Source organism: Acidovorax sp. ST3 (assembly GCF_003231145.1).
Lineage (GTDB): Bacteria > Pseudomonadota > Gammaproteobacteria > Burkholderiales > Burkholderiaceae_C > Acidovorax.
The window spans coordinates 269,082-294,784 of the sequence record NZ_QKVP01000006.1 but is presented as its reverse complement, the minus strand read 5'-3'; the positions used below and the strand labels follow the sequence as shown (position 1 = coordinate 294,784).

Here is a 25,703-nt window from a genome sequence, read left to right as displayed (position 1 = left end):
CGACTATTGGGCCTCGCGAACCAGGCGTCCGTTAGAGGCTTGCACCGGACGTGCGTTGGGCGGCGATACACGCTGCAGCATGCGCAGCTGTGCGAGTCCTACATTGACCGGGGTCTTCATCACAATGCGCAGTACGCCCTCGGTGCAGGGCGGCTGGGTGATAGAGCCTGCGTACTGGTAATAGCGGCGGTCCTGAGGTAGCAGCTCATCCACGGAAAGCACCGGCTGCGGCAGACGCACGCTGTCTTGCGCATCCAGGGGCATATGGGTCCAGATGTGGGTGATGAAGGCGTTGGTGCTTCCCAACTGCATGGGCACGCTCACCACCGCTGTTTGACCGTCAGGTCCCTGGTACACCAGATCGGTTGCCATCGGGTAGTTGTGCTGATGCACGCGCTCTTCAGCAGGGTGGCGAAACTGCAGGCGCACCAGGCGCCAGGGCATTCCGCGCAGGGTCAGGATGCTGTCGCCTTCCACTTTCAGTTCCAAGCCATGCCCGCTGTGCAACACCGTGCCTCCGAAGAACTGGTGGTTGAAAGGCAGAGGGGGCGCCGGACCGACCTCCACGTCTTGGGCTTTGATATGGATCGGCGACTGCCGCATGCCCCGGCTGCAGGTTGCGAAGTCCGGGTGAAGGCTGCCCCAGGCCTGGGGACCCCGGTCTCCGCTGTCGTAGTCCCAGTGCACCGTGCGCGGGTCTGGGGGCGGTGGAGGTGGCGCAACTGCCGCCAGTTCCGCTGCCCGTGTCTGGATATAGCGCCGACTGGCTTCGGGGTCCTGAACGGCAGGGCGGGCCAGGGCCTGTGGGATGGCCATGGTCTTGGCTGGTTTGCTGGGACGCTCGGTCGGGATACGCACTTCCACGCTGGGGATAGGCTCAGCCCGCCGACGCGCACCTGCCGACGTGGTGGGCGCGTTCTTCGTTTTAGCGCGCTGGATGGCTTCGTCGATCCGAGTGGCCAAGTCGGCCTTTTCCTGCGGGTTCTCAATACGGATGGAGCCGCTGGCGGACCGGGCTGGTGAGGGCGGGGGAGTCTGACCGGTCGCAGCGAGGGCGGTAGCGCCACAGGCAACCAACACAGCCAGCTGGTGGAGGAAAAGGGGCCGGGGCAGGCAAGGGGGCGCAGGCATCGTCTTGGTCATGGTCTGGTTCATCTATCGGCGCTGTTCCCGCTTACTTGACCCCCGGGGAATCCTTGGGCGATATAGTGGCAGATTGCATGCCAGCATGGCATTCGCCGCCCAGACATAACTGCCGTGACCATCCAGACCGACGACTTCTCCCCCGCCCCCGCCAAACGCGTCATCTCTGCCGCCCCTGCCTCTCCCCAAGAGGAGGCCATCGAACGCGCCTTGCGCCCCAAGCTCCTGCAGGAGTACGTGGGCCAGGCCAAGGCGCGGGAGCAGTTGGAGATCTTCATCGGCGCGGCGAGGAAGCGCGAGGAGGCCCTGGACCACGTGCTGCTGTTCGGCCCGCCGGGCCTGGGCAAGACCACGCTGTCGCACATCATCGCGGCCGAGTTGGGGGTGAACCTGCGCCAGACCAGCGGACCGGTGCTGGAAAAACCCAAGGACCTGGCGGCGCTGCTGACCAACCTGGAAAAGAACGACGTTCTCTTCATCGATGAGATCCACCGTCTGTCACCCGTGGTGGAGGAAATCCTCTACCCCGCGCTGGAGGACTACCAGATCGACATCATGATCGGCGAAGGCCCTGCGGCGCGTAGCATCAAGCTGGACCTGCAGCCCTTCACCCTGGTGGGCGCGACCACGCGCGCGGGCATGCTGACCAACCCGCTGCGCGACCGGTTTGGCATCGTGGCGCGGCTGGAGTTCTATACGGCCGAAGAGCTGGCGCGCATTGTCCAGCGCAGTGCCGGGTTGCTCAACGCACCCATGGACGAGGACGGCGGCTTCGAGATCGCCCGCCGCTCGCGTGGCACACCGCGCATTGCCAACCGCTTGTTGCGCCGCGTGCGCGACTATGCCGAGGTCAAGGGCAATGGCTGCATCACCAAGTCCATTGCCGACAAGGCGCTGGCCATGCTGGATGTGGACCCGCAGGGCTTTGACGTGATGGACCGCAAGCTGCTCGAAGCCGTGATCCACCGCTTTGACGGCGGGCCTGTGGGGCTCGACAACATCGCTGCCAGCATTGGGGAAGAGGCCGGCACCATCGAGGATGTGATCGAGCCCTACCTGATCCAGCAGGGCTTCCTGCAGCGCACGCCGCGCGGGCGCATTGCCACGCTGGCCGCGTTCCGCCATCTGGGGGTCACGCCGCCGAAGGCGAGCGGGCAAGATCTGTTTGGGGTGTGAGGGGCGCGGCAGAGCTGGGCTCCGCGCGGGCTGTGCCCCGCAGCATGCCCGCCACGATCAGCGCCTGCGCCGCGTAGTACGTCGCCAGCACCCACACTTGGGCCATGGGCAGGGGCGTCACGAAGCGGTTGGTGGCCAGCAGCGAGTCGCTGAGCATGAAGAACCCGGCGCCGATGGCGACACACAGCGAAGCGGCGTCGCGCAACACGGTGGCGCGGCCAATGGCCTGGGCCGCCATCAACGCAATCACCAGCACATAGGCCGCGACGGGGGCGCGGAGTGCAGGCGGCAGGCCGCCCGTCCACAGAAAGGCGTACATGGCCACGCCGATGCCCAGCGTGGCCGCCAGTGCACCCCGGTGCGGAAACCAGGTCTGCCCGCTTTTGAACAGCGCCACATAGAACAGGTGCGCCACCAGAAAGCTCACCAGACCGGGGATGAACAACCCCGGGAACATGAGGAACACATCCCCCGCCAAGGACCCGCTCAGGGCGGCCATCAGCAAGATCCAGGGCGTATTGGAGCCCGGTGTGCCCCTTGCGCTAGTCGAATATGCGCTGGTAGCTACCAAAATAATAGCGATTACCATGGTCAGTGGCTTGAACAGCCAATGCCACGCCGTGAGCCCCAGCGCACTGGTGGCCGTGGCCAGCGCCGCGCTTTGCAGCATCAGCGCCATCAGCATGCCGATGCGCCCCTGCATCACCGCGCCGAGGGACCATTGCACCGTCAGCAGCACGGCAAACCAGATAGCGTTGTGCGCCAACGGCGCCGCATCGGCCTGCCACAAAAAGGCTGCCACGCCTGTGAGCAGCAGCGCGAACTGCACCAGCGCAAACCACTGCACGGTACGCGACATGGGTGGGTGGTACAGCTGCATCTGCGCCATGCTGAAGGCAGGCTTTGGGAACAGCTCCGCCACATCCGCAGGCCGCCAGCCGGGCGGTTGGATCCAGACCTTGAGCTTGTCGAGCCAGCTGCGCGCGTGCCAGCTGTCGTGCGCCAGCCCGGCGTACACCTGGGCGTTGGCCCACAGCGGGTCCCAGCTGTTGAGCAGGCCGCGCGTGCCGTACACACATTTCTCCTGCGCGTCTTCATCCTTGAAGGTGCCGAACATTCGGTCCCACAGGATCAGGATGCCGCCGTAGTTTTTGTCCAGGTAGGCGTCGTTGACGGCATGGTGCACCCGGTGGTTGCTGGGGCTGCAGAACCAGCGGTCGAACCAGCCCAGGCGGCCCACCTGCTCGGTATGCACCCAGAACTGGTAGAGCAGGTCGATGAGCGCCACCACGCCAAACACCAGGGGTGGAACGCCGGCCAGCGCCATGGGCACATAAAAGACCCAGCCCAGCAGCGCGCCCGAACTGGTCTGGCGCAGCGCGGTGCTGAGGTTGTAGTCCTGGCTCTGGTGGTGCACCGCGTGCGCGGCCCAGAGCACGGCCGACTCGTGCCCCATGCGGTGCAGCCAGTAGTAGCAGAAGTCGTAGAACACCAACGCCAGCAGCCAACCGGGCAGGCTGGTCCAGAACGCATCGTTGCGCCACAGTGCCACATGCTCGAACAGGGCGGTGTAGATGCCGATGCGCAGCAGGCGCGTGAAGACTGCGCTGGTCTGGCTGAGCATGCCCAGGCTGATACTGCTCACCGCATCGGCCAGGCGGTAGGTGTTGCGCTGGCGCTTGAAGCCGACGGCCAGTTCAATGGCGATCAGCACAAAGAAGACGGGCGTCGCAAGGACGATGATCTGGCTGGGGCTCATGCTGCTGGATTGTGGTCCAGCAGCCAGCCCTCACTGGGGCAGGTGAACCCCTATAGCGCCCGTGTTTAGAGGGCCGCGCCTACGTCAGCGCTCCCCGCGCATCCACGCGGATGATCCGCTCCACCACCCCGTCCATCAGCCCGCCGCGCACGCCGATCAAAAAGTCGTACAGGTTGACGGTGGGATCGCAATGACCGGGGATGAGCCAGAGCATGTGCCCCAAACTGGGCAGGCGGGCATCGGGAGCGTCTGCGTAAAGCAAACCGTGTTCGTCGCCCCCGTTGGCGTAGCGCAGGGTGCGGTCGGCGGGCAGCAGGGCCACGGTGGGCAGGCCCGAGTCGATGGCATGGCTCTTGTGGCCTGCGTCGCACACCGCGTGGGTGTCGCGCACCGAAACCACCTGGGTCTTGACGTACAGCGCGTGCTCAAACGCGGGCTGGGCCGGGTCGCGTTCGTTGCGGGCGTAGTCGGCGTCCATGAACAAAAACGAGCCCGCCTGCAGCTCGCCAAACACGCCGCTGGCAGCCTCGTGCACCAGGGTGCCAGTGCCCGAGCCCGTGATCAGGGGCACGGCAAGGCCCTCTGCCTCGATGAGTTGGCGCGTGTGATAGGCCGCCTCCACCACCTTGGCGATGGCCTCGCGGCGGCCCACGCTGCTGGCCAGGTGCTGGGCTCGGCCATGGTACGCCTGCAGGCCCGCAAAGCGCAGCCGGGGGCTGCGCGACACGGCCAGTGCGAGGGGCACGGCGGCCTCGCCCGGTGGCACGCCGCAGCGGCCTTGGCCCACGTCGATCTCGACCAGCACATCGATGCCCGCATCGCTGCCGGATTGGGCCATGGCTTCGGCCAGGCGGGCGATGCCATCGGCATGGTCCACCGCCACCCCCAGGCGCCCGCCGCGTGCCGCCAGCTGCGCGGCCAGCCGCGCCACGCGGTGCAGCTTGGGCATGGCGATGACCTGGTTGGTGATGGTGATGTCATCGACGCCACCGGCAGCCAGCGCCTCGGCCTCGGCCACCTTCTGCACGCACACACCCTGGGCACCCGCGCGTTGCTGCAGCAGCGCGATTTCGGCGCTCTTGTGCAGCTTGGCATGAGGGCGCCAGCGCACCTGGTGCTTGCGCGCAAAGTCGGCCATGCGCTGGATGTTGCGGTCCATGGCGTCCAGGTCCACCACCAGGGCGGGGGTGTCGATCAGGTCCACGCGTTGGCCGACGGTGGTTTGCAAGGCTTCAGGCGTGGTTTTCATCGCGCACGACAATCTGGTCAAGGTGTTGGGTGTCCGCCCAGCCGACGAGGGTCAGGCCGTCAGGCGTCCACAGCAGGCGGTTGATGGCGGCGTTCGCGAGTTGCCAGGTGCGCGGCGCCTGGATGTCCTGGCGCGTGGCCAGGCGGTACAGCACGTCGAGCACGCCGCCATGCGCCACCATCACCACCTGCTCGCCCACATGCTGTTGTGCGAGCGCGGTCACGGTGCGTTCGATGCGGTCACGCAAGGTGACGAGGGACTCGCCGCCCTCGGGTGTGTAGTGCGGGTCGCGCTTGCGCCAGCGCAAGGCGTCCTCGGGCAGCTCGGCCTCGATCTCGGCAAACGTGCGGCCCTGAAAGTGCCCGAAGCTGCGTTCGCGCAATCCCGGCTCGGTCTTCAACGGGGCGCCTGTGGTGTGAGCCACGGCCTGGGCGGTGGCGTGCGCGCGTTGCAGGTCGCTGGAGTAGATGGCTGCAATCGGCTCGCCCACGAGGGCCTGCGCGACCTGGGCGGCCTGCCACAGGCCGGTGTCGTTGAGCGGGATGTCCAGGTGGCCCTGGATGCGGGTGTCCACGTTCCAGGCGGTTTCGCCGTGGCGGATGGCAACGATGCGGGTGGCGTGCATGCAATAGACAGGCGTATAGGGAATCAGTGTGAGGGCGGAACCAATGGCAGGCGTACTTGCCGTGGCCCCTCGGGCGGCTTCGGAAAGCCGTTGAGTGCGGCGTCGAACAGCACGCCATAGACGGCTGGATCGCTCACCCACACATCTTCGTGCACGGCGGAGGTTTCGTACACGACGGCCTGGGTGCTGGCGTCGCGCATCACGATGCTGACTGCGCGGCGGTGCAGGGGCGTGGGTTCGCCAAAGCGCCACACGCCATGCACGCCCCAGCCCCGCCCATACCAGCCGCCCATGCCCCAGGGGCCGGGCCCGTAAGGGCCATAGGGGCGGAAGGGGTCATAGCGCGGCACGGCATCGGCCTGCACACCCAGCTGCACCAGCAGGCGGGGCGCGGCATCATCGCGCTGCAGACCTGCGCGGGCCAGGGCCTGCTCGGCCAGCGTGGCAATCGCTTCGAACGAAGGGGCTTGCTGCGAGGGCAGGCGCTCAATCCGGTACGTGGCAGGGGCGGGCACGGCCGCCAGCGTTGAGAAGCTCTGCACCTGGCCTTCGACCACGCGGGTGGTGCTGCAGCCCGCGAGCAGGGTGACGGTGAGGCCCAGGAGCAGGGCGGGAAGCCATCGGCGTTGTGTCATGGTCAGAGTGTCCTGAAACAAGGATCTCCGTGAGAGTGCCGCTGACCCCGGCAGTTCACGACAGCTGCACCACCTGCACGCCCGGCAACGACGGCGATGGTGCCGCAAACTCTTCCTTGTCAAACGCCTTGTCGCCGTCTTCGCTGGCGATGCCCGTGGCCTTGGCGTTCTTGAAGTCGTACAGGCTGCCGTCCAGCAGGTGCGAGGGCACCACGTTCTGCAGGGCGTTGAACATGTTCTCCACGCGGCCGGGGAAGCGCTTTTCCCACTCGCGCAGCATCTCGCCCACCTGCTTGCGCTGCAGGTTCTCCTGGCTGCCGCACAGGTTGCACGGGATGATGGGGAAGTTGCGGTGCGCGGCCCAGCGGGCGGTGTCTTTCTCGGCCACGTAGGCCAGCGGGCGGATCACCACATGCTTGCCGTCGTCGCTCACCAGCTTGGGCGGCATGCTTTTCATCTTGCCGCCAAAGAACATGTTGAGCAGCAGCGTCTGCAAAATGTCGTCGCGGTGGTGGCCCAGCGCGATCTTGGTGCAGCCCAGTTCATCGGCCACGCGGTACAGAATGCCCCGGCGCAGGCGGCTGCACAGGCTGCAGGTGGTCTTGCCCTCGGGGATCAGCTTCTTGACGATGCTGTAGGTGTCCTCGTTCTCGATGTGGAAGGGCACGCCGGTGCTGGCCAGGTATTCGGGCAGCACATGCTCGGGGAAGCCGGGCTGCTTCTGGTCCAGGTTGACGGCCACCAGGTCAAAGTGGATGGGCGCGCGGGCCTTGAGCTTGAGCAGGATGTCCAGCAGGGCGTAGCTGTCCTTGCCGCCGGACATGCACACCATCACCTTGTCGCCTTCTTCGATCATGTTGAAGTCGACGATGGCCTTGCCGACTTCGCGGCACAGGCGCTTTTCCAGTTTGTGGGTTTCGCGCTCGATCTTCAAGCGGGCGGCGCCGCTGGCGGCGGCCTCTGCAGGCTCGTCGGTCCAGCCGGAGGGGGCGGAGAGGGCGGGGTTGGTGGGTGGGGCTTCGTTCACTACGGTGCTCATGGGGTCACCACTGTCCTGTCTCGACGCGAATGGCCACTTCGCAGTCGTCAAAAATTTCGAGTTTGGCAATCTTCACGCGCACGCCCAGCACGCCGGGCAACTGCATCAGGCGGTTGGCCAGCTTGCCGATCAGGCTCTCCAGCAGGTTCACATGCTCGGCTGTGCACTCGTCGATGATGATCTGGCGCACACGCCGGTAGTCCAGCACATGGCCGATGTCGTCGTCGCGCGGGGCCAGCGGCTGCACGCCCAGGCTCAGCTCAGCGTCTACCTGGATGGGCTGCGGGTCGGTCTTTTCGTGGTCGAGGATGCCCAGGTTGGCATCAAAGCGCAAACCGGTGAGCGTCAAGATCTGCGTGCCAGTCATCTGGGAAGGGGTCTGTGTCATGGGGTGGGTGCTCATTGGGTGCGCCGGCGTTGGGCTCACATCAACGAGAAATCGCGGTCAAACTTCATGAGGTGCTGGCCGCCATCGACCAGCAGCGTGGTGCCGGTGATGGAGCGGTTCTCCAGCGCAAACTTCACCGTGGCGGCCACGTCTTCGGGGGTGGACGAGCGGCCCAGGGGACTCAAGGCGTGCAGCTGGGCAAACTTTTCGTCGCTCAGCATGTGGCTGGTCAGCGTGAGTCCGGGCGCCACGCCCACCACGCGCACTCGCGGCGCCAGGGCCAGGGCCAGCATGGTGCCGGCGGCCTCCAGTGCCGCTTTCGACAGCGTGTAGCTCACAAAGTCGGGGTTCTGGTTCCAGAGCTTCTGGTCCAGCAGGTTGACCACGGCGCCCTGCGCGTCGGCCTCTCCCGCCGCCACACGGTCGGCCACATGCTGGTGCAGGGCCTGGGCCAGCAGCACGGGCGTCGCCGTGTTGCTGCGCAGGTGCTTTTCGAGTGCGGCAAAACTGAAGGTGGCGGCGTCATCGTGCTCGAACAGCGAGGCGCTGTTGACCACCGCGTCCACGCGGCCAAAGTGCGCCACCACGCGGGGCAACAGGCCGCGCACGGAGGCCTCGTCATCAAAATCGGCCTCAAAATGGGCGCTTGCACCAGTCAATCTTGTGCATTCAGCTACGGTATTGATAGCATCTTGCGCTGACGAGCGGTAGTGCACCGCCACCTGCCAGCCGCCAGCGGCCAGGGCCAGCGCAATGCTGCGGCCCAGGCGCTTGGCGGCGCCGGTCACCAGCACGGTGCGGGGGCGATGGGGGAGGGAAGGGGTGGACATGTGGGGGACAATGCGGGCCGTGACCCAAAGACCCGACAGTTTAACGACCGCCCTGCACCAGCACATCACCCAGGCCATTGCCGCCGAGGGCGGATGGCTGGGTTTTGACCGCTTCATGGCCCTGGCGTTGTATACGCCCGGCCTGGGCTATTACGCCAACGATTCCACCAAATTCGGTGCCATGCCCGAGTCGGGCAGCGACTTTGTGACCGCGCCCGAACTCACGCCCCTTTTCGGCCAGACGCTGGCCGTGCAGGTGGGCGAGGCGCTGGAGCGCACTGGCACCCATGAAGTTTGGGAGTTTGGCGCAGGCTCCGGCGCGCTGGCGCTGCAGTTGCTGGATGCGCTGGGCGACCAGGTGCAGCGCTACACCATCGTCGATCTGTCGGGCAGCTTGCGCGCCCGCCAGCAGGCCAAGCTGGTGGCCCACGCCCCCAAGCTGCGCTGGGTGGACGCACTGCCCGAGCACATCGAAGGCGCGGTGGTGGGCAACGAGGTGCTGGATGCCATGCCTGTGCAGCTGCTGGCGCGCCACGGCGGCCAGCAGGGCGGTGTGTGGCATGAGCGCGGTGTGGTGGTGGCCGAAGACGGCTGCTTTGCCTGGGCCGACCGCCCCACCGACCTGCGACCGCCCATCGCCATCGAAGGCCCGCAGGACTACCTGACCGAAATCCACGCCCAGGGCGAAGGCTTCATGCGGATGCTGGCCGACCGGCTCACGCGCGGCGCGGCCTTCTTGCTGGACTATGGGTTTGGCGAAGACGAGTACTACCACCCCCAGCGCCACATGGGCACGGTGATGTGCCACCAAGGCCACCTGGCCGATGGCGACCCGCTGGTGGAGGTGGGCCGCAAGGACATCACCGCCCACGTCAACTTCACCGCCATGGCGCTGGCCGCGCAGGAGTCGGGCCTGAACGTACTGGGGTACACCACGCAGGCGCATTTCCTCATCAACTGTGGATTGCTTCCAAAAATGGAGCAGCTACCTCAATCCCAGCGGGCGACAGCGGCCAAATTGATCATGGAGCACGAGATGGGCGAGCTGTTCAAGGTGCTGGCCGTGGGGGCTGGGGAGGCGTGGGAGCCGCTGGGGTTCAGCCACGGCGACCGTTCGCACCGGCTCTGACCGCCTGCTGCCGCGCTGCCCATGTTCCGCTGGCTCCTCGTCATCCTCCTGGCCCTGATGTTCATCAGCTGGCTGTCGCCGCTGCTGCGCCGCATGGGATTTGGGCGGTTGCCCGGGGACTTCCGGTTTCGGTGGCTGGGGCGGGACTGGGATGTGCCGCTGGCATCCACGCTGCTGCTGAGCTTTGTGGTCAGTCTGATCACCAAGCTGTTGTAGTGCAGCGGCCGCTGCTGCTGCCCTGGTATCTCAAATTAGCCCGCCGTCTGCAGCGCATCCAGAAACGCCTTGCGCCACCAGTGCACGTCGTGCTCCTTGATGCGCGCCATGAGCTTCTGGTGGCGCGCCTGTCGCTCGGCCAGCGGCATCTGCAGCGCCTGCTGAATGCTGTCGGCCATGCCCTGGGGGTCGTAGGGGTTGACCAGCAGCGCTTCTTTCAATTGCTCTGCCGCACCCGCAAAGCGTGACAGCACCAGCACGCCGGGGTTGTCCGGGTCTTGTGCCACCACATATTCCTTGGCCACCAGGTTCATGCCGTCGCGCAGCGGTGTGACCAGCCCCACGGCGGCGGCGCGGCACAGGCCCGGCACACGTTTGCGCGCCACCATGCGGTGGATATAGCGCACGGGCATCCAGTCCAGCTCGCCATAGTCGCCGTTGACCGAGCCGCACAGGCCCTCCAGCTCCTGGCGCAGGTCTGCATACGCGTGCACGTCGTCACGGCTGGGCGAGGCGATCATGATCATCGTCGCGCTGCCCCGGTTTTCGGGGTAGCGGTCCAGCAGCTCGCGGAAGGCCCGCACGCGGTGCGGGATGCCCTTGGAGTAGTCGAGCCGGTCGATGCCCAGCAGCAGGCGCCTGCGCGAATACTCGTCGCGCATGTTCTCGTAGGTCTCCACCGCGTCGGGGGCGTGCGTGAGGCGCGTGAACTCGTCCACGTCGATGCCGATGGGAAACGACTGCACCACTACCGTGGCCCCGAAGGCGCGCACGCGCTTTTCGTCCACTGCTTCGGCGCTGCCTTCGTTGCGCACATAGCGCGTGAAATGCGCCACATCGGCCTCGCTCTGCAGGCCCACCAGGTCGTAGGCGAATAGCGACCGCATCAGCCACTCGTGCTGCGGGATGGCCGCCATGATGAGCGGCGGCGGCATGGGGATGTGCAAAAAGAACCCGATGCGCTGCTTGCAGCCCATGGCGCGCAGCTCGGCAGCCAGCGGGATCAGGTGGTAGTCGTGCACCCAGATCACATCGTCGTCGCGCAGCAGCGGCAGCAGCTTGCGCGCAAACATCTGGTTCACGCGCCGGTAGCCTGCGATGTAGCTGGCATTGAAGTCGGCCAGGTCCAGCCGGTAATGGAACACCGGCCACAGCACGCTGTTGCTGTAGCCGTGGTAGTAGCTGTCGTGGTCTTCGCGGCACAGGTCTGCGGTGGCCAGGGTGACAGGGCCGGCCTGGCGGGTGTGCAGTTCGCCCTCGCCGGGCGTGCCGCCTTCGACCACGGTGCCGCTCCAGCCAAACCAGAGTCCTCCGGTCTGGTTCAGGGCCTCGCCCAAGGCGACGGCCAGGCCACCTGCAGCGGGTTTGCGGGGATCGGCAAGGCGGTTGGAGATGACGACAAGACGGCTCATGGGGGCAATCATCCGTGCAGACCGCCCCTGGCCGCTGTCGGACAGCGCCTCAAATCACGCTGTCCCAGGGCGCCGACAGGCGCACGGCGGCGTTGATCACGCCCACCATCGAATAGGTCTGCGGGAAGTTGCCCCACATCTCGCGGGTGTCGGGGTGGGTGTCTTCCGACAGCAGGCCCAGCGGGTTGCGGGCGGCCAGCATGGTCTCGAAGATGGCCCGCGCCTCGGCCTTGCGGCCGATGCGCGCCAGAGCGTCGATGCGCCAGAAGGTGCAGATGTTGAAGGCCGTTTCGGGCTTGCCGAAGTCGTCGGCCGCTTCATAGCGCCGCATATAGGGGCCATCGCAAAGGCTCTTTTCCATGGCCTCCACGGTGCTCACAAAACGCGGGTCTTGCGGGTCGATGAGACCCACCTCGGCCATCAGCAGCACGCTGGCGTCCAGCTCGTGCCCGCCAAAACTCTCGGCAAACGCCTGGCGTTCTTCACACCACGACTTGTCGATGATCTCGGCGCGCATGCGGTCGGCATGGTGCTGCCAGTGGCTGGCGCGGTCGGCCAGCTGCAGCGTGGCGGCGATCTTGGCCAGCCGGTCGCAGGCGGCCCAGCTCATCAGGGCCGACGAGGTGTGTACCCGGGCGCGCGTGCGCAGCTCCCACATGCCGGCGTCGGGCTGGCCGTACACGCGCACGGCGTTGTCGCCCACCTGTTCCAGCCGCTTGAATTCGGCCAGGCCCGCGCGGTGTAGCAGGCGGTGGTCGTGGAAGGCCTGGGCCGCGCCCAGCACGATGTTGCCGTACACGTCGTGCTGAAAATGCTCGGCCGCCTGGTTGCCCACGCGCACCGGGCCCATACCCCGGTAGCCCGCCAGCTGGGGTACGAAACTTTCGGGCAGGTCTTTCTCCAGCCCAATGCCATACAGCGGCTGGATGTGGCCGTCGCCGCCTTCGACCACCACGTTGCTCAGCCAGCGCAGGTAGTCCTCCATGGTGCCCACCTCAGAGATGCTGTTGAGCGCGCGCACCACGAAGAACGCATCGCGCAGCCAGCAGTAGCGATAGTCCCAGTTGCGGCCGCTGTGGGCGGACTCGGGGATGCTGGTGGTCATGGCGGCCACGATGGCGCCGGTTTCTTCGTACAACGACAGCTTGAGCGTGATGGCGGCGCGGATCACAGCGTCCTGCCACTCCAGCGGAATGGCCAGCGCGCGGCTCCAGCTGCGCCAGTAGGCCGTGGTCTCCTGCTCGAAGTGGCGGGCGGTGTCGGCAATGCCGTCCACCAGCGTCTCGTCGGCGCCCAGCAGAAAGTTGTGTTCGCGCGTGAGCACAAACGCCTGGCCCGACAGCACATGCGACACCGGTGCATCGGTGGACAGGCGCAGCGTCATGCTCTCGCCCACATAGCGGATGTGGTTGCTGCCGCGCGTGATCTCGGGCGTGGTCTGGCCCCAGTCGTAGCGCACCTTGAGCGCCACCCGGATGCGCGGCGACCCCTGGATGGGGCGCACCCGGCGCACCAGCGTCATGGGCCGGAAGTAGCGCGAGCGGCTGTAAAAGCGCGGCGCAAAGTCGGTGATCTCGATGCCGTGGCCCGCCTTGTCGAACAACTGCGTGCGCAGGATGGCGGTGTTGGGCTCGTACCACTGGTGGGCCGATGCCAGGTCTTCCAGCTCGATCGCGAAGTGGCTGCCCTCGTCGCCGGGCTGCAGCAGGGCGTTGAACACCGGATCGCCATCAAAGCGCGGCAGGCAGCACCACACCATGCGGGCGTGGTCGTCGATCAGTGCGCTGATGGCGCAGTTGCCGATCATCCCGAGGTTGAGCGAGCCAGTCTGGGGCTGTGTGGCGGCGGTGTTCATCGTTCGCGCTCCAGCGTTGTGCGTGCAGACGACAGCCAGCCCCGCAGTGCGGCCGACGTCATGCAGCGGTGTTGTGCCATGGTGGGCCCTTCGCCCACCTTGATGCCCCAGCCGCCCAGCGACTGCACAGCGGCAAAGCCGGCCTCGTCGGTGACGTCATCGCCCACAAAGACCGGCGTGCGGCCCTCAAAGGGGGGCTGCGTCATGAAATCGATGATGGCCTGGCCCTTGTGAACGCCACGGGGTTTCACTTCAAAGACACATTTGCCGCGCAGCAGTTCCACACCGTCCACCTCGCGCATGGCGTGTACCAGCGTGTCGTGGCACAGGGGTTCGAGGTGGGGGGCCAGGCGGTAGTGCAGGGCGACGCTCACGCGTTTGGTCTCGACCAACAGGCCCGGGTGGCGCGCTGCCAGGGCCTGGGCGGCCTGCAAAACGGGCTCCAGGGCGGGTGGTGCGGTGGCGGGCACCGAAGTGTCAAAGAGGCGATATTGGGCCCCATGTTCGCTCGCCAGTGGCAGGCGCAGCGGCGCCAGAAATCCGTCGATGTCGGCTTCGGGTCTGCCGGTCACGATGGCCAGCGCGCCACCCAACTGGGCGTGCAGCGATGACAGCGTGGGAATCAGGCCCGATGCGATGCGCACCGCCTCAGGGCGTGGTGCCAGCTCGGTGAGCGTGCCATCGAAATCGAGAAAAAGCGCATGGGCAGTTGTCAGTGTGGGGAGCAGCTGCATGCGCGAAACCATAGCAGACGCTGCAATGCAGCCACGGCCACGAGGGGGATTCAGGGCTGGTAAACGCGCGCAAGGTCTGCGACCGGTTGCAACTGGGGTGGCCGCAGATGGCAACGCGGAGCCTTGAAACGAAGCGCTTGCGGCGCCATGTGATCAGTATGGAATGTCCTGCATAACTCCCTGCAGTCTGTGATAGCGCGGTCTCGGGCCATCCGCTGCGTTGCTTTTTTGGCCCATAGCCCCGCTATGGGCTGCAAAAAGGCGCCTTGCGGCCTGTCCCGATCCGCACTACCACCGACCCGCGAGGGTTATGCAGGACATCCCAAGCTTTTTTGCCACCAACCCTTGCTGCGCCATGACCGAAGCCTTGCACATCGTCTGCCCCCATTGCCACACCACCAACCGCGTGCAGAGCGCCGACCTGGGCAGCGCGCCCGATTGCGGCCAATGCCATCGGCCCCTGTTTGCGGGGGCGCCGCTGGAGCTGGATGCGACCAGCTTTGACAAGCATGTGGCGCGCAGCCACATCCCGGTGCTGGTGGACTTCTGGGCCCCGTGGTGTGGTCCCTGCCGACAGATGGCGCCCGCCTTTGCGCAGGCCGCCCGCGAGCTGGAGCCCCGCGTGCGCCTGGCCAAGCTCAACACCGAAGACCAGCAGGCCATTGCGGCGCGCTATGCCATCCGCAGCATTCCGACCATGATCCTGTTCCAGCAAGGGCGTGAGGTGGCGCGTATTTCGGGCGCGCTGGGGGCGGCCGATATCGTGCGCTGGGTGCGCACCACCGCAGGTTGATGCGCAGCGGTCAGCGGATTCCCAGCACGCGGTCCATCGACACGCTCCCCGCACCGCGCCCCACCAGGTACAACATCAGCCCCGCCCATGACAGGTGGGTGGGCCATGCGTCCGGATAGACAAACAGTTGAATCGTCAGCGTCATGCCCAGCAGTGCCAGCGCCGACAGGCGCGTGAACAGGCCCAGCACCAGCAGCACCGGAAACAGGTGCTCCGCCACGGCGGCCATCTGCGCCGCCAGCTCGGGCGGCAGCAAGGGCAGCTTGTATTCGTCGCGGAACAGCGCGTAGGCGCTGTCGGAGATGGTGAACCAGCCCTCGACCTTGGTGCGTGCCGACATCCAGAAGATGCCCGCGATGGCCACCCGGTTGACCAGCGCCAGCAGGCTGTGCGGGGTGAGCCAGGCGGCGGTGTCGGCCAGGCGCGCCAAGAGCAAGCGTGGGCCTTTGGCAGGGGCCGAAGGGAAGTGTGTGCTGGTGGTCATGAAGGGCTCCTCAGCCTGGGCGTGAATCGGTGGGTAAATCGGTGGGTATCAATGCGCCTGCGTCCAGCAAGGTGCTGATCAGGGCAGCGAAGTCGGCGGTGGGTTCGGCATTCAGGGCCGACGTGGCGGCGGCCTCTAGCGTGCGGCCATCGGCGCAGGCGTCCAAAAAAGCCATGCCTGCCCGCGACAAGGGATGCCACACAACTTTGGCATGGGGCCGGGTCAGCAAGGCGCCATCGCCCGTCCACTCCAGTGCCTCATTGGCATGCAGACCTTCACGGTGGCTCTGCCACAGTGCATAAGCCGGATGCTCGTCGCACCAAGCCCAGCGTGCAGCGGGGTGGGGCCGCAGTGATGCTTGGGGCAGAGTGTCAGGGGTCTGCTGTGCCAGCCATTGGCGGTCCACGGCGGTGGCATCTGCCGCCAGGTGGCATTCGGTCCAGCAGCGGTCCAGGCGCGCCACGGCGCTCAGGTAGGGCAGCTCGGCGGCCGGGGCAAACCCGGCCAGAAAGTCGGCAAACCCTTCGCCATAGCTCACCAGCAGGCCGTTACGCGGCGGCTGGGTGCGGGCGAACACTGCTGCAGCGGCGCGGAACCAGTCGTCACCCACCAGCTGACCCACCGTGGGGTAGTTGGCCTGCAGCGCATCGATGCAGCCCTTGAGCACGGTGTTGCGGTACACGGCAAAGCCAGGTTGGGACTCCAGTGCAGACAGCCACTGCGCATCGGCCGCCGGGCCGAGCAGCGCGGCAGAAAAGCCGTTCTGGAAGGTGCTCAGCTGCATGTGGTCTCCTCGGGCTGCACGGCTGTGAGCGCGTGGTGGGCTTGGTCGCGTTCGGTCAGCAACTCGCTGAAAACGGGCAGGTTGTCATCGCGTTCGATGAGGGTGGGCACAGGGCCGGTGCGTGCGATCACCTGTGCGTACAGCGCCCACACGGCGGGTGCTACGGGCGCATCGTGGCTGTCGATGAGCAGCGTATCGCCATGCACCGGGTCCGCATGGTGGCCCGCCAGGTGGACTTCTGCCACGGCGTGCAGGGGGAAGGCGTCGAGGTAGGCCTGCGCGTCAAAACCCAGGTTGTTGGCGCTGATGTGCACGTTGTTCACGTCCAGCAGCAGTGCGCAGCCGGTGCGCCGCACTAGCTCGGCCAGAAACTCGGTCTCCAGCCAATCGTGGCCGTCGATGTGCAGGTAGTGCGTGGGGTTCTCGATGGCGATGGGGCGTTGCAGCACATCCTGCGTGCGGGCGATGTTGTCCGCGATGCGCTGCAAGGCGGCCTGTGTGCGCGGAAATGGCAGCAGGTCAGGCAGGTACTGCCCGCCCCAGGTAGACCAGGCCAGGTGCTCTGAAATGATGGCGGGCTCTACGCGCCTTGCGAGGGCAGTCAGCCGCGCCAAGTGGGCCGCGTCGGGCGGCGCGTCGGCCGCGAGTGACAGCGAGACGCCATGCAGGGCTACCGGGTGGCGCGCGCGGATGGCCTCGAGCCAGGCCAGGCGCGGGCCGCCATCGGCCAGATAGTTCTCGGGGTGCACCTCCCACCACAGGCCGGGGGCGGTGCACCGCAGCGCCTCGTCGTAGTGCTGGGGCTTGAGGCCCAGGCCGGCGGTGAGAGCGGGTGCCATGGTCAGCTCTTCATGGGCGTCAGCATGCCCATGCCCTTGGGCGTCTTGATCGTGGTGCAGGTGCCTGCGGGCACAAACTTCCAGGCGTTGCCCTGGTAGTCCATCTTGGACGTGCCTGCGCAGGTGGTGCCAGGGCCTGCGGCGCAGTCGTTCTTGCCGGCCATCGAGACGCCGTAGCACTTCTCCATGGCGGGCTTGGCGCCGTCCATGGGGGCGGCGCTGGTTTGGGCCATGGCGGCGCCAGAAGTCAGTGCAGCAAGTGCGAGGGCGCCGAGGCTGAGGGTGCGGGTGGTCATGGTGCGGTTCTCCAAGGGTTGATAAAGGTTGAATCCGACCGGGTGACAGCACAGCGGTTGCGCTGCGTGGCCCGATCTGCGTTGTAATTCGCGCTGTGCAGCCAGCGGGTTACAGCGCTGCGCAAAAAAATGGGGTGGCATGCACCACAAAATTTTTTTGCACGGCCTGTAACCCATTCGTCCCGGCATCCGAATTGCCTTCAGGGAGACACCATGGAGATAGTGGAAGAGCGCTTGCGCGGCTTGTTGTTGCAGGGCCTGGATGCCGATGCAGCCGCCTACCAGCGCTTTCTGAAGGAGTTGAGCGTCCACCTGCGGGCCTTCCTGCGCCGCCGCCTTGCGCAGCGGCCCGATGAGGTGGAAGACTTGGTGCAGGAGACGCTGCTGGCCGTGCACAACCAGCGCCACACGTACCGGCCCGAGATGCCTGTGACGGCCTGGGCGCATGCGATTGCGCGCTACAAGCTCATCGACTGGCTGCGCTCGCATGCCGCCAAGGAAGCGCGCAACGACCCGCTGGACGATGCGGACGAGCTGTTTGCCAGCAGCGACAGCGAGGCTGCCGAGGCGCGGCGCGATCTGGGACAGTTGCTGCAGACCCTGCCGGACAAGCAGCGCCTGCCAATTGAGTATGTGAAGCTGGAAGGGTTGTCGGTGGTCGAGACGGCGCGCCTCACGGGGCTGTCGGAGTCGGCCGTGAAAGTCGGCGTACACCGGGGGCTCAAGGCCCTGGCCGCAAAAATCAGGGGAATGGCATGAAAACCGATGAATTGATCCACCTGCTGGCGGCGGACGAGCGGCCTGTGCAGCGCACCGCCATCGAGCAGCGGTTTGCTGTGGCCAGCGCGGCGGGCATTGCCGGCGCCGGGGTCCTGATGCTGGCGCTGTTCGGCCTGCGGCCTGATCTGCTGGCGACCATGGCGCTGCCCATGTTCTGGGGCAAGCTGGTGTTTGCCGCTGCGCTGGCTGCCGCCGGCCTGGCGCTGCTGCGCCGCATGGCCCGCCCGGGCATGCCGCTGGGCCATGCGGTGCTGTGGCTGGCGGTGCCGCCGCTGGTGCTGTGGGCCATGGCGCTGGGGGCTTTGTGGCAGGTGCCTGCGGCCGAGCGTGTGCCGCTGATTCTGGGCAGCACCTGGCGGACTTGCCCGTTCAATATCGCAGCGCTGTCCGTGCCGGCGTTTGTTGCGGGCTTCTGGGCGCTGAAGGGCGCCGCCCCGACGCGACTGGCGTGGGCCGGTGCGAGCGCTGGCTTGCTGGCAGGTGCGCTGGGCGCATTGGTGTACGCCCTGCACTGCCCCGAGATGGCCACCCCGTTTTTGGCGGTGTGGTACGTGGTGGGCATGGCCATTCCGACCGCGCTGGGGGCAATCCTGGGGCCACGTTTGCTGCGCTGGTGAGGGCGACTGGCATCGCCAGGGGCACTGCGGTTCAGGGACTGATGCGTTTGTTATAGGCGCGAAACACCGTGTCCAGCGTCCAGCCCAGCGATTCGTAAAGTTTTTGCGCCGTGGTGTTGGTGTGGGCCGTGGTCAGGTCCATGCGCACCTTGCCGTGCGCGCGGGCGGTGGCTTCTGCTGCCAGCAGCAAGCTGCGACCGGCGCCTGTCTTGCGTGCGGACGGCGCCACGAACAGGTCGTACAGCGTGTAGATGGGCGCGACCTCTACCGAGCAGAACGTGGGGTAGAGCTGGCAAAAGCCCACGGCCGTCTGCGTCCCATCCAACGCCAGAAGGATCACGGACTCTTCCCGCTCCAACCGCTCAGCGATGAAGGCCCGCGCTCCGGCCAGGTCCGGCGCCTGCTCGTAGAACTGCCGGTAGGCGTCAAACAGCGGCGCGATGGTGTCGGCGTCGGCCGTGGTGGCGGGGCGGATGTGCATAGAGGTCATGGGGCGTCGTGATCGCAAGATAGCCAAAAGGCGCACCCTTCCCAGGGCGCGAGCGGACGCGGATTGTAGGGAGGGTTGGACCGATCTTTGCGACGCAGCGCACCGGGTCAGTTGGTTGCGCCGTGCGCCTGGGTTTGCAGCCACTGTGCCACGGCTTCGACCCGTGCCTGGTGGATCAGCGCACCCACCTGCGGACCGCTCTGGCTCCTGGCGGCGGCCTGCGCAGCAATCTCGCGCGTGATGACCGACTGGACGGCGGCCAGCACGGCCAGCAGGCGGGGGCGCTGCGGGTAGGCAGACTCTTCAAACCCCAGCCGCCCGCGCGCATCGCATTCGCAGGCCAGCAGGATTTCGGCAAACCGCTCGGGCTTGCGGATCGCGTCGCAGCGCTCCAGCAGGCGCACCAGCGCGGCGGCCGACAAATCGGTGCTGCGGTGGATGTGGCCGTGTTCACGCGCCACCACATCGGCGGTCTCGCGGCAGTCCACCGGCACGCGCAGGCGCTCGGCCACGTCTTTCAGCAGCTCGGCGCTGCGGGTTTCGTGGTCGATGTGGCGCGGCAGCACATCGGCGGGCGTGGTGCCCTTGCCCAGGTCGTGCGCCAGACAGGCAAAGCGCACGGTGAGCGGCGCCGAGAGCCGCGCGGCCATGTCCAGCACCATCATCAGGTGCACCCCGGTGTCCACCTCGGGGTGGTAGTCGGCCCGCTGGGGCACGCCCCACAGGCGCGCCACCTCGGGCAGCAGCACCTGCAGTGCGCCACATTCGCGCAGCACCTCGAACATGCGGGACGGCTTTTCTTCCATCAGCCCGCGCGCCAGCTCTTGCCACACGCGTTCGGGCACCAGATGGTTCACCTCGCCGTGCTCCACCATCTCGCGCATCAGCTGCATCGTCTTGGGCGCCACCGTGAAGTCGGTGAAGCGCGCCGCAAACCGCGCCACGCGCAGGATGCGCACGGGGTCTTCGCGGAAGGCATCGGTCACATGGCGCAGCACCCGCGCACGGAGGTCTTTTTCGCCATGGTAAGGATCAAACAGGCGGGTGGCGCCGGATTCATCTGTGCTGGATGCTATTGAATTAATAGTGAGGTCGCGGCGCGAAAGGTCTTCCTCCAGCGTCACATCGGGCGAGCTCTGCACCACAAAACCCCGGTAACCGCGCCCGCTCTTGCGCTCGGTGCGGGCCAGGGCGTATTCCTCGCGCGTCTCGGGGTGCAAAAAGACGGGGAAGTCGCGCCCCACGGGCAGGTAGCCCTGCGCCAGCATCTGTTCGGGCGTGGCGCCCACCACCACCCAGTCGTGGTCATTCACCGGCCGGCCCAGCAGCTTGTCGCGGACCGCGCCGCCCACCATGTAGATTTGCATCGGTGTAGTTTAGGACGAGGGTCGTATAGTCCCGCTACCATGTCCCTATCGTCTGATCTCACCATTGCCCAGCTCAACCCCGACGGCAGCGTGCCCGTGCCCCCGGCGCCTGACGCCGCCGCCAACGCGGCTGCCGAGGCCCTGCAGCGCGAAGCGCAGTTCGAGGCCCTGAAGGCCCGGGTGGAAGGCTTGCAGGAGATCCTGGCCAAGCCGCTCAACGACATCCTGGCTGAACACGATAAGTTCAAGGAGATGGCGGCCGCATGGGATTCGTTCGGTGCCATGTGGATGCTGTCGCAGCGCGCCATGCGCCGCGTGGCCATGGACCTGGCGGCCACGCAGGGCGTGAGCGAAGAGGAGGTGGTGGCCCGTGCGCTGGCCTATGCCAACCAGGTGCTCAACACCGAGGACGAAGACCTGGGCGGCACGATCGCCCCCGCCCAGCTGGCCCACATCGCGCGGCACAAGGCGTTTTTGCGCAAGCAGTTCCGTTAAAGGACCGCCTGTGCGCGGCTTCGCTCAGGCGAATACAGGCCTGAAGAAGCTCCGCTCATAGCTCACGATGCAGCCCGTCTCTTCGGCATAGCGGAAAGCCGCCTGGCAGTCCGCATCCTGCATCGACGCTTCGCGATAGCGCTCGTAGGCTGCAAGGCTCTCGAACGTGAACAGCGCCAGCGCAATGTTGTTGGCGCCCTCGCTGGGCATGAAGTAGCCGTGGTGCTGGCCGCCGAATTTCTCGACCAGCGGAATCCACAGTTTTCCGTAGTGTTCAAACTCTTTCAGCTTGCTGGTGTTGAGCACATAGCGCAGGTAGAGGGTGACGGCCATGGGGCTCAGCCTTCGGTATGGCGCAGGCGGTACGGTTCTTCGAAGTCCAGAAAGTCCTTCTCGGCCAGCGCCTCGTCGATCCAGGCCTTCACACCGGGCAGGGTGCGCACACGGTCCACATAGGCCTGGATGGGCGCAGGCACCGGCAGGGCATAGGTGTGCAGGCGCATGCACACGGGGGCGAAGTAGGCGTCGGCCACGGTGAAGTCGCCAAACAGCAGGGGGCCGCCGTGCTCCTGCAGCAGCGCACTCCACATCTCCACCAGGCGCTGCACGTCGGCGCGCACGCCCGCCTGGTCCCGCCAGATCAGGGCGCCGGTGTCGGCCAGCTGGGCTTCGATGTTCATGGGGCAGTGGCTGCGCAGGGCGGTGAAGCCGCTGTGCATCTCGGCGCAGACGCTGCGGGCGCGTGCGCGGGCTTTGGCGTCCGTGGGCCAGAGCTTTTTGTCGGGATGGGTTTCGGCCACGTATTCGGCAATCGCCAGCGTGTCCCACACCACCAGGTCGCCATCAATCAGCACGGGCACCTTGGCAGTCGGGCTCACGGCGCCGATGGTGCGTTTGAACTCCGATTGCGCGTCAAAGCTGTCAAAGCGCACGCGCACTTCTTCAAAGACGATGCCCGCCTGCTTGAGCAGCACCCAGGGGCGCATGGACCAGGACGAGTAGTTCTTGTTGCCGATGTAGAGCTTGAGCATGGTGGGCACCTGAAATGAAGAGTCAGCCTTCCATGCTAGCCGTTGCGGCGCGCGCCAGCGATGCGAAAAATCGGTCCGAATGATGCGCAGCAGGCATCACAGGCCTTCGTGCCGACCGGCAAGTGCCCGTGGGCGGTCTGCCGTGCGGCCGCCAGCGGGCACTGAGGGGATCAGACCGGCCAGACCACGCCGTTGTCGTTCAGGATGGCATCGAGCGGCAGGTCGAACTCCTCGGGCTCGAACTCGTCCAGGTAGCCGTTGGTGAAGCCCAGGCCCACCGTGAAGGGCTTGGGCTGCAGCGTGGCCAGCGTGCGGTCGTAAAAACCGCCGCCGTAGCCCAGCCGGTAGCCTCCGGCGGCGTAGCCCACACAGGGCACAAACAGCAGCGTGGGCACGATGACCTCGGTGTCCTTGGGCTTGGGGATGCCGTAGGCGTCTTCTTCCATGGGGCAGCCTGGGTACCACGCGTGGAAGGTCAGGGTCTTGTGCTGCTTGTTGACCACGGGCAGGCCGATGCGGCGGCGCAGGGGCTCGTCCAGCAGCTCGCCGTCTTCCTTCCAGCGGTGCAGGGCGGGCAGGGGGTCGAACTCGCCCTTGATGGGCCAGTAGGCGCCGATCACCGTGTCCGGCCGGTTCACCAGCCAGATGCGCATCACCTGCTGTAACAGGTCGGCCCGCTGTAGGCGGTCGGGCAGGTTGAGGCGTTCTTCTATCAATGTGCGCCGAAGGGCTGCTTTGTCCATCAGATAATTCCCCCATGCAATTTCTCAGAGCGATTCTGACACCCCTTGTGGCCGCCACCCTGCTGGCCGCCACCGCGCCGCTTGTCATGGCGCAAAACCGTGGTGACGATACCCTGCTGGAGATGCAGCAGGCGTTCCGCAAGGGCGACCGCAACAAACTCGCGCAGTTGCTGCCCGCCGCGCGCGGCCATGCGCTGGAGCCCTGGGCAGCCTACTGGGAGCTGCGGGTGCGCCTGGGCGAGGCGTCGCCGCAGGAGATCCAGTCATTCATGCAGCGCTACGCCGGCACCTACCAGGAAGACCGCCTGCGCAACGACTGGCTGCTGCTGCTGGGTCAGCGGCGCGACTGGAGCCAGTTTGCCGAGCAGCACCCCAGCTACCGCATGTCGGACGACCGCGAGGTGCGCTGCTACGCGCTGCTGATCGACCACATCAAGGGCACGGCGCCCGCCACGGTGGCGGACGACGTGCGCAGCAACTGGTACGCCATCCGCGACGCTGACGACGGCTGCAACCATGCGGCGGGCGAGCTGTACACCGCCAAGAAGCTCTCTGCCCTGGACATCTGGCGCAAGGCGCGGCTGGGCGTGGACGCCAACCGGCCCCGCGTGGTGCGCAATGCCGTCGAAATCGTGGCGCCCGATGCGCTGCCCCAGCTCAAGGAAGCGCTCGACACCCCTAGCAAATACCTGCTCGGCCGGGCTACGGCGCGGGGCAAGGTGCGCCAGGAGCTGATCGTGCTGGCACTGATCAAGCTTGCAGGCAGCGACCCGGACGGCGCAGCCCGCCAGCTCGACAGCAAATGGAGCGTGCACCTCTCGCCCGAGGAGCGTAACTGGGCCTGGGGCGTGATCGGCAAGGCGGCTGCGCAAAAGCTGTCCAGCGATGCCATGGGCTACTTTGGCAACATCACCAAGGACAGCGACCTCAACGACGATCTGCTGGGCTGGAAGGTGCGCGCCGCGCTGCGCGCCGGTCAGTGGAAGGCCGTGGCCAAGGCCGTCGACGCCATGGGCCCTGAAGGCCGCCAGGACAGCACCTGGGTGTACTGGAAGGCGCGTGCGCTGCTGGCCGGCAAGCCCAGCGATGCAGACCGTGCCGAGGCGCGCCAGCTGTTCGAAAGCATTGCCGGCACGCGCGGGTTCTATGAGCAGCTGGCGCTGGAGGAGCTGGGCCAGCGCATCAGCGTGCCGCCTGCGCCGGCCCCCCTCACCGCCGAAGAGAAGGCGGCTGCACGCGCCAACCCGGGGCTCAATCGCGCGCTCTACGCCATTTTGCTGGGGCTGCGCAGCGAAGGCGTGCGCGAGTGGAACTACACCACCAACCTGCACCAGCCCGGCGGCATGCCGGACCGCGAACTGCTGGCCGCTGCCGACTTTGCCTGCCAGCGCGAGGTGTGGGACCGGTGCATCAACACCAGCGAGCGCACCAAGGGCGTGATCGAGGTGAACCAGCGCTTCCCCATGCCGTTCCGCAGCACCGTGGTGGAGCGCGCGCAGGGCATCGGCATCGACCCGGCCTATGTGTACGGCCTGATCCGCCAGGAAAGCCGCTTTGTGATGGACGCCCGCTCGCACGTGGGTGCCTCGGGCCTCATGCAGGTGATGCCCGCCACCGCCCGCTGGACGGCCAAGAAGATCGGCCTTACCAACTTCACGCCCGACCAGATCACCGACCGCGACACCAACATCACCATCGGCACCGCCTACCTCAAGCTCGCGCTGGACGACTTTGCAGGCTCCATGCCCATGGCTGCTGCTGCCTACAACGCGGGCCCTGGCCGCCCACGCAGCTGGCGCAACGGCCCGGTGCTGGACGCCGCCATCTGGGCAGAAAACGTGCCCTTTGCCGAGACACGCGACTATGTGAAGAAGGTGCTGTCCAACACCACCAACTACGCAGCCATCCTCACCGGCCTGCCCCAGTCGCTCAAGAGCCGCCTGGGCACCATTGGCCCGCGCGACGCGAACCTGCCCGAGGTGAACAAAGACCTGCCTTGACACCCAGGTGCTCGCCACGCGGGGGCTGGTGGTATTCGATTTGCTATCAATGGAGGAGCTGAAGGCGCATATTCAACGAGCGCCTCAGCGGGTTTTTATTCAAAAAAGAGAGGGTGTGATGGGCAAACTGGCATGGATGGCCTGTGTGGCCACAATCGGCGCGGCCGTGGCGTGGAGCGCGGGCGCGCAAGCGCAGCCCGTGTACAAATGGGTGGATGCCGATGGCAAGACCCACTACGGATCGCAGCCCCCACCCGCCAAGCAGGACGCCGAGCCGCTGAAGCTGCAGAGCAACAACGGCACCAGCGGGGGCAGTGGCTCCTCCAGCAGCAAGGGCGCCAGCGCCAAGGCAGGCCAGCAGTACAACCCGGACGGCACCAAGAAGGTCTCCAAGGACGTCGAAGAGTTTGGCGAGGGTCTCAAAAAATCGCTGGGCACCGTGGACAGCAAGCAAGTCCCCCTGAACTGCGCCGTGGCCGTGGACAACATCCACTACCAGGCTGACCTGATGCTGGAGGTGGGCCAGAAGAACGTGCGGGACGGCTACATGACCCAGGCGGCTTTCGACGCCACGGCCCCCAAGATCCGCGAAGCCAAGGGCAAGTACAGCGTGTCCGACTGCCAGGGGTCATCGGGCAACAAGAAGTCGTTTTACCAGTGCATGTCCAGCAGCAAGAACCACGTGACGGGCTGCGATAAGCAATACAAACATTGAGGGCGTCGGGCCGACCTTCTCGGTCGGCTTGAGCCTGTGGCAGTGTGTTCAACCCCGCAGGTACGCAGGTGCAGGCACA

The 25,703-nt window shown here is 66.5% G+C and carries 29 protein-coding genes; 9 read left to right on the top strand and 20 right to left on the bottom strand.

From position 1 onward, the window contains the following. Window positions 1-3: 3 nt before the first annotated feature. Entirely contained in the window at window positions 4-1,143 is a 1,140-nt protein-coding gene (locus DNK89_RS20100; protein WP_161958961.1) for a carbonic anhydrase, read from the bottom strand. A gap of 114 nt (window positions 1,144-1,257) precedes the next feature. Between DNK89_RS20100 and ruvB the strand changes: the two genes are divergently transcribed. After that, the gene (gene ruvB / locus DNK89_RS20095) at window positions 1,258-2,319 is read left to right on the top strand and encodes a Holliday junction branch migration DNA helicase RuvB (RefSeq protein ID WP_110961548.1); all 1,062 of its coding nucleotides are present in this window, start codon (window positions 1,258-1,260) and stop codon (window positions 2,317-2,319) included. Here the strand turns inward: ruvB and DNK89_RS20090 are convergent. The 7 genes from DNK89_RS20090 to DNK89_RS20060 form a co-directional block, all read right to left on the bottom strand. After that, window positions 2,276-4,078, bottom strand: coding sequence for a lysoplasmalogenase family protein (locus DNK89_RS20090; RefSeq protein ID WP_110961547.1), 1,803 nt, complete (start codon window positions 4,076-4,078; stop codon window positions 2,276-2,278). The two genes, ruvB and DNK89_RS20090, sit on opposite strands and share 44 nt — an antisense overlap. A 79-nt stretch (window positions 4,079-4,157) precedes the next feature. Then, the gene (locus tag DNK89_RS20085; RefSeq protein ID WP_060985411.1) at window positions 4,158-5,327 is read right to left on the bottom strand and encodes a DSD1 family PLP-dependent enzyme; all 1,170 of its coding nucleotides are present in this window, start codon (window positions 5,325-5,327) and stop codon (window positions 4,158-4,160) included. Continuing rightward, window positions 5,311-5,952, bottom strand: a complete 642-nt coding sequence (locus DNK89_RS20080; RefSeq protein ID WP_110961546.1) for a histidine phosphatase family protein — start codon at window positions 5,950-5,952, stop codon at window positions 5,311-5,313. The genes DNK89_RS20085 and DNK89_RS20080 overlap by 17 nt, the downstream gene beginning before the upstream one ends. Before the next feature lie 23 nt (window positions 5,953-5,975). Continuing rightward, window positions 5,976-6,587 (bottom strand): DUF4136 domain-containing protein, encoded by a 612-nt coding sequence (locus DNK89_RS20075; RefSeq protein WP_110961545.1) that lies wholly within the window; start codon window positions 6,585-6,587, stop codon window positions 5,976-5,978. A 55-nt stretch (window positions 6,588-6,642) separates the two neighbouring features. Then, complete coding sequence (ttcA, locus tag DNK89_RS20070) at window positions 6,643-7,626, bottom strand: tRNA 2-thiocytidine(32) synthetase TtcA (protein WP_203422378.1); 984 nt, start codon at window positions 7,624-7,626, stop codon at window positions 6,643-6,645. A gap of 4 nt (window positions 7,627-7,630) precedes the next feature. Next, complete coding sequence (locus DNK89_RS20065) at window positions 7,631-8,014, bottom strand: dihydroneopterin aldolase (protein WP_192420890.1); 384 nt, start codon at window positions 8,012-8,014, stop codon at window positions 7,631-7,633. Window positions 8,015-8,049: 35 nt separating this feature from the next. Beyond that, window positions 8,050-8,844 carry an SDR family oxidoreductase gene (locus DNK89_RS20060; protein WP_110961544.1) on the bottom strand — a complete coding sequence of 265 codons (795 nt, stop codon included), beginning with the start codon at window positions 8,842-8,844 and terminating at the stop codon, window positions 8,050-8,052. A 10-nt stretch (window positions 8,845-8,854) separates the two neighbouring features. On the opposite strand from DNK89_RS20060, the gene DNK89_RS20055 reads away from it, so the two are divergent. Together DNK89_RS20055 and DNK89_RS20050 are read left to right on the top strand one after the other, a co-directional pair. Continuing rightward, window positions 8,855-9,973, top strand: coding sequence for a class I SAM-dependent methyltransferase (locus DNK89_RS20055; protein ID WP_110961543.1), 1,119 nt, complete (start codon window positions 8,855-8,857; stop codon window positions 9,971-9,973). Window positions 9,974-9,994: 21 nt separating this feature from the next. Beyond that, a complete protein-coding gene (locus DNK89_RS20050; protein WP_056745516.1) occupies window positions 9,995-10,189 on the top strand; it encodes a DUF2905 domain-containing protein in 195 nt (64 codons plus the stop codon). A gap of 35 nt (window positions 10,190-10,224) precedes the next feature. Here DNK89_RS20050 and otsA read toward each other — a convergent pair whose 3' ends face one another. The 3 genes from otsA to otsB are packed head-to-tail and all read right to left on the bottom strand — an operon-like array spanning window position 10,225 to window position 14,190. After that, window positions 10,225-11,601, bottom strand: a complete 1,377-nt coding sequence (gene otsA, locus DNK89_RS20045) for an alpha,alpha-trehalose-phosphate synthase (UDP-forming) (RefSeq protein WP_110961710.1) — start codon at window positions 11,599-11,601, stop codon at window positions 10,225-10,227. A 49-nt stretch (window positions 11,602-11,650) separates the two neighbouring features. Next, on the bottom strand, window positions 11,651-13,456 hold the full coding sequence (locus DNK89_RS20040) for a glycoside hydrolase family 15 protein (RefSeq protein WP_110961542.1): 1,806 nt from the start codon (window positions 13,454-13,456) through the stop codon (window positions 11,651-11,653). Further along, on the bottom strand, window positions 13,453-14,190 hold the full coding sequence (gene otsB, locus DNK89_RS20035) for a trehalose-phosphatase (protein ID WP_110961709.1): 738 nt from the start codon (window positions 14,188-14,190) through the stop codon (window positions 13,453-13,455). The genes DNK89_RS20040 and otsB overlap by 4 nt, the downstream gene beginning before the upstream one ends. 355 nt (window positions 14,191-14,545) lie before the next feature. On the opposite strand from otsB, the gene trxC reads away from it, so the two are divergent. Beyond that, window positions 14,546-14,983, top strand: coding sequence for a thioredoxin TrxC (trxC, locus tag DNK89_RS20030; RefSeq protein WP_015015879.1), 438 nt, complete (start codon window positions 14,546-14,548; stop codon window positions 14,981-14,983). A gap of 10 nt (window positions 14,984-14,993) precedes the next feature. Here the strand turns inward: trxC and DNK89_RS20025 are convergent, their stop codons facing one another. From DNK89_RS20025 to DNK89_RS20010, 4 genes are read right to left on the bottom strand one after another with little or no spacing between them, the layout of a single operon-like run. After that, window positions 14,994-15,467 carry a DoxX family protein gene (locus DNK89_RS20025; RefSeq protein WP_110961541.1) on the bottom strand — a complete coding sequence of 158 codons (474 nt, stop codon included), beginning with the start codon at window positions 15,465-15,467 and terminating at the stop codon, window positions 14,994-14,996. 10 nt (window positions 15,468-15,477) lie between these two features. After that, window positions 15,478-16,251, bottom strand: a complete 774-nt coding sequence (locus DNK89_RS20020) for a DNA-binding domain-containing protein (RefSeq protein ID WP_110961540.1) — start codon at window positions 16,249-16,251, stop codon at window positions 15,478-15,480. After that, complete coding sequence (locus DNK89_RS20015) at window positions 16,242-17,090, bottom strand: DUF692 domain-containing protein (RefSeq protein WP_110961539.1); 849 nt, start codon at window positions 17,088-17,090, stop codon at window positions 16,242-16,244. Before DNK89_RS20015 ends, DNK89_RS20020 begins: the two co-directional genes overlap by 10 nt. 2 nt (window positions 17,091-17,092) lie before the next feature. Beyond that, window positions 17,093-17,386, bottom strand: coding sequence for a DUF2282 domain-containing protein (locus tag DNK89_RS20010; RefSeq protein WP_110961538.1), 294 nt, complete (start codon window positions 17,384-17,386; stop codon window positions 17,093-17,095). A gap of 213 nt (window positions 17,387-17,599) precedes the next feature. On the opposite strand from DNK89_RS20010, the gene DNK89_RS20005 reads away from it, so the two are divergent. After that, window positions 17,600-18,145, top strand: coding sequence for a sigma-70 family RNA polymerase sigma factor (locus DNK89_RS20005; protein WP_110961537.1), 546 nt, complete (start codon window positions 17,600-17,602; stop codon window positions 18,143-18,145). Next, window positions 18,142-18,783 (top strand): NrsF family protein, encoded by a 642-nt coding sequence (locus DNK89_RS20000; RefSeq protein WP_110961536.1) that lies wholly within the window; start codon window positions 18,142-18,144, stop codon window positions 18,781-18,783. Before DNK89_RS20005 ends, DNK89_RS20000 begins: the two co-directional genes overlap by 4 nt. A 31-nt stretch (window positions 18,784-18,814) precedes the next feature. Here DNK89_RS20000 and DNK89_RS19995 read toward each other — a convergent pair whose 3' ends face one another. Both DNK89_RS19995 and DNK89_RS19990 read right to left on the bottom strand, forming a co-directional pair. Beyond that, window positions 18,815-19,273, bottom strand: coding sequence for a GNAT family N-acetyltransferase (locus DNK89_RS19995; RefSeq protein ID WP_110961535.1), 459 nt, complete (start codon window positions 19,271-19,273; stop codon window positions 18,815-18,817). Window positions 19,274-19,380: 107 nt separating this feature from the next. Then, a complete protein-coding gene (locus DNK89_RS19990; RefSeq protein ID WP_110961534.1) occupies window positions 19,381-20,640 on the bottom strand; it encodes a multifunctional CCA addition/repair protein in 1,260 nt (419 codons plus the stop codon). Between the two features lie 39 nt (window positions 20,641-20,679). On the opposite strand from DNK89_RS19990, the gene DNK89_RS19985 reads away from it, so the two are divergent. Next, window positions 20,680-21,135, top strand: a complete 456-nt coding sequence (locus DNK89_RS19985; protein ID WP_110961533.1) for a hypothetical protein — start codon at window positions 20,680-20,682, stop codon at window positions 21,133-21,135. A gap of 24 nt (window positions 21,136-21,159) precedes the next feature. Here the strand turns inward: DNK89_RS19985 and DNK89_RS19980 are convergent, their stop codons facing one another. From DNK89_RS19980 to DNK89_RS19970, 3 genes are all read right to left on the bottom strand, one after another. Continuing rightward, window positions 21,160-21,468 (bottom strand): NIPSNAP family protein, encoded by a 309-nt coding sequence (locus tag DNK89_RS19980; protein WP_110961532.1) that lies wholly within the window; start codon window positions 21,466-21,468, stop codon window positions 21,160-21,162. Between the two features lie 5 nt (window positions 21,469-21,473). Further along, the gene (locus DNK89_RS19975; RefSeq protein ID WP_110961708.1) at window positions 21,474-22,166 is read right to left on the bottom strand and encodes a glutathione S-transferase family protein; all 693 of its coding nucleotides are present in this window, start codon (window positions 22,164-22,166) and stop codon (window positions 21,474-21,476) included. 170 nt (window positions 22,167-22,336) lie between these two features. Then, window positions 22,337-22,909 (bottom strand): 5-formyltetrahydrofolate cyclo-ligase, encoded by a 573-nt coding sequence (locus DNK89_RS19970; protein WP_060985741.1) that lies wholly within the window; start codon window positions 22,907-22,909, stop codon window positions 22,337-22,339. 14 nt (window positions 22,910-22,923) lie between these two features. Here DNK89_RS19970 and DNK89_RS19965 point away from each other — a divergent pair, with 14 nt between their 5' ends. Together DNK89_RS19965 and DNK89_RS19960 are read left to right on the top strand one after the other, a co-directional pair. Continuing rightward, window positions 22,924-24,909, top strand: coding sequence for a lytic transglycosylase domain-containing protein (locus DNK89_RS19965; RefSeq protein WP_110961531.1), 1,986 nt, complete (start codon window positions 22,924-22,926; stop codon window positions 24,907-24,909). Window positions 24,910-25,027: 118 nt separating this feature from the next. Next, a complete protein-coding gene (locus DNK89_RS19960) occupies window positions 25,028-25,624 on the top strand; it encodes a DUF4124 domain-containing protein (protein ID WP_110961530.1) in 597 nt (198 codons plus the stop codon). The last annotated feature ends 79 nt before the right edge of the window (window positions 25,625-25,703 follow it).

Bases quoted from the DNA above. Each gene is read 5' to 3' on its own strand.
- DNK89_RS20100 (WP_161958961.1), bottom strand. From the start codon at position 1,143: ATGACCAAGACGATGCCTGCGCCCCCTTGCCTGCCCCGGCCCCTTTTC.
- DNK89_RS20090 (WP_110961547.1), bottom strand. From the start codon at position 4,078: ATGAGCCCCAGCCAGATCATCGTCCTTGCGACGCCCGTCTTCTTTGTG.
- DNK89_RS20085 (WP_060985411.1), bottom strand. From the start codon at position 5,327: ATGAAAACCACGCCTGAAGCCTTGCAAACCACCGTCGGCCAACGCGTG.
- DNK89_RS20080 (WP_110961546.1), bottom strand. From the start codon at position 5,952: ATGCACGCCACCCGCATCGTTGCCATCCGCCACGGCGAAACCGCCTGG.
- DNK89_RS20075 (WP_110961545.1), bottom strand. From the start codon at position 6,587: ATGACACAACGCCGATGGCTTCCCGCCCTGCTCCTGGGCCTCACCGTC.
- ttcA (WP_203422378.1), bottom strand. From the start codon at position 7,626: ATGAGCACCGTAGTGAACGAAGCCCCACCCACCAACCCCGCCCTCTCC.
- DNK89_RS20065 (WP_192420890.1), bottom strand. From the start codon at position 8,014: ATGACACAGACCCCTTCCCAGATGACTGGCACGCAGATCTTGACGCTC.
- DNK89_RS20060 (WP_110961544.1), bottom strand. From the start codon at position 8,844: ATGTCCACCCCTTCCCTCCCCCATCGCCCCCGCACCGTGCTGGTGACC.
- DNK89_RS20055 (WP_110961543.1), top strand. From the start codon at position 8,855: ATGCGGGCCGTGACCCAAAGACCCGACAGTTTAACGACCGCCCTGCAC.
- DNK89_RS20050 (WP_056745516.1), top strand. From the start codon at position 9,995: ATGTTCCGCTGGCTCCTCGTCATCCTCCTGGCCCTGATGTTCATCAGC.
- otsA (WP_110961710.1), bottom strand. From the start codon at position 11,601: ATGAGCCGTCTTGTCGTCATCTCCAACCGCCTTGCCGATCCCCGCAAA.
- DNK89_RS20040 (WP_110961542.1), bottom strand. From the start codon at position 13,456: ATGAACACCGCCGCCACACAGCCCCAGACTGGCTCGCTCAACCTCGGG.
- otsB (WP_110961709.1), bottom strand. From the start codon at position 14,190: ATGCAGCTGCTCCCCACACTGACAACTGCCCATGCGCTTTTTCTCGAT.
- trxC (WP_015015879.1), top strand. From the start codon at position 14,546: ATGACCGAAGCCTTGCACATCGTCTGCCCCCATTGCCACACCACCAAC.
- DNK89_RS20025 (WP_110961541.1), bottom strand. From the start codon at position 15,467: ATGACCACCAGCACACACTTCCCTTCGGCCCCTGCCAAAGGCCCACGC.
- DNK89_RS20020 (WP_110961540.1), bottom strand. From the start codon at position 16,251: ATGCAGCTGAGCACCTTCCAGAACGGCTTTTCTGCCGCGCTGCTCGGC.
- DNK89_RS20015 (WP_110961539.1), bottom strand. From the start codon at position 17,090: ATGGCACCCGCTCTCACCGCCGGCCTGGGCCTCAAGCCCCAGCACTAC.
- DNK89_RS20010 (WP_110961538.1), bottom strand. From the start codon at position 17,386: ATGACCACCCGCACCCTCAGCCTCGGCGCCCTCGCACTTGCTGCACTG.
- DNK89_RS20005 (WP_110961537.1), top strand. From the start codon at position 17,600: ATGGAGATAGTGGAAGAGCGCTTGCGCGGCTTGTTGTTGCAGGGCCTG.
- DNK89_RS20000 (WP_110961536.1), top strand. From the start codon at position 18,142: ATGAAAACCGATGAATTGATCCACCTGCTGGCGGCGGACGAGCGGCCT.
- DNK89_RS19995 (WP_110961535.1), bottom strand. From the start codon at position 19,273: ATGACCTCTATGCACATCCGCCCCGCCACCACGGCCGACGCCGACACC.
- DNK89_RS19990 (WP_110961534.1), bottom strand. From the start codon at position 20,640: ATGCAAATCTACATGGTGGGCGGCGCGGTCCGCGACAAGCTGCTGGGC.
- DNK89_RS19985 (WP_110961533.1), top strand. From the start codon at position 20,680: ATGTCCCTATCGTCTGATCTCACCATTGCCCAGCTCAACCCCGACGGC.
- DNK89_RS19980 (WP_110961532.1), bottom strand. From the start codon at position 21,468: ATGGCCGTCACCCTCTACCTGCGCTATGTGCTCAACACCAGCAAGCTG.
- DNK89_RS19975 (WP_110961708.1), bottom strand. From the start codon at position 22,166: ATGCTCAAGCTCTACATCGGCAACAAGAACTACTCGTCCTGGTCCATG.
- DNK89_RS19970 (WP_060985741.1), bottom strand. From the start codon at position 22,909: ATGGACAAAGCAGCCCTTCGGCGCACATTGATAGAAGAACGCCTCAAC.
- DNK89_RS19965 (WP_110961531.1), top strand. From the start codon at position 22,924: ATGCAATTTCTCAGAGCGATTCTGACACCCCTTGTGGCCGCCACCCTG.
- DNK89_RS19960 (WP_110961530.1), top strand. From the start codon at position 25,028: ATGGGCAAACTGGCATGGATGGCCTGTGTGGCCACAATCGGCGCGGCC.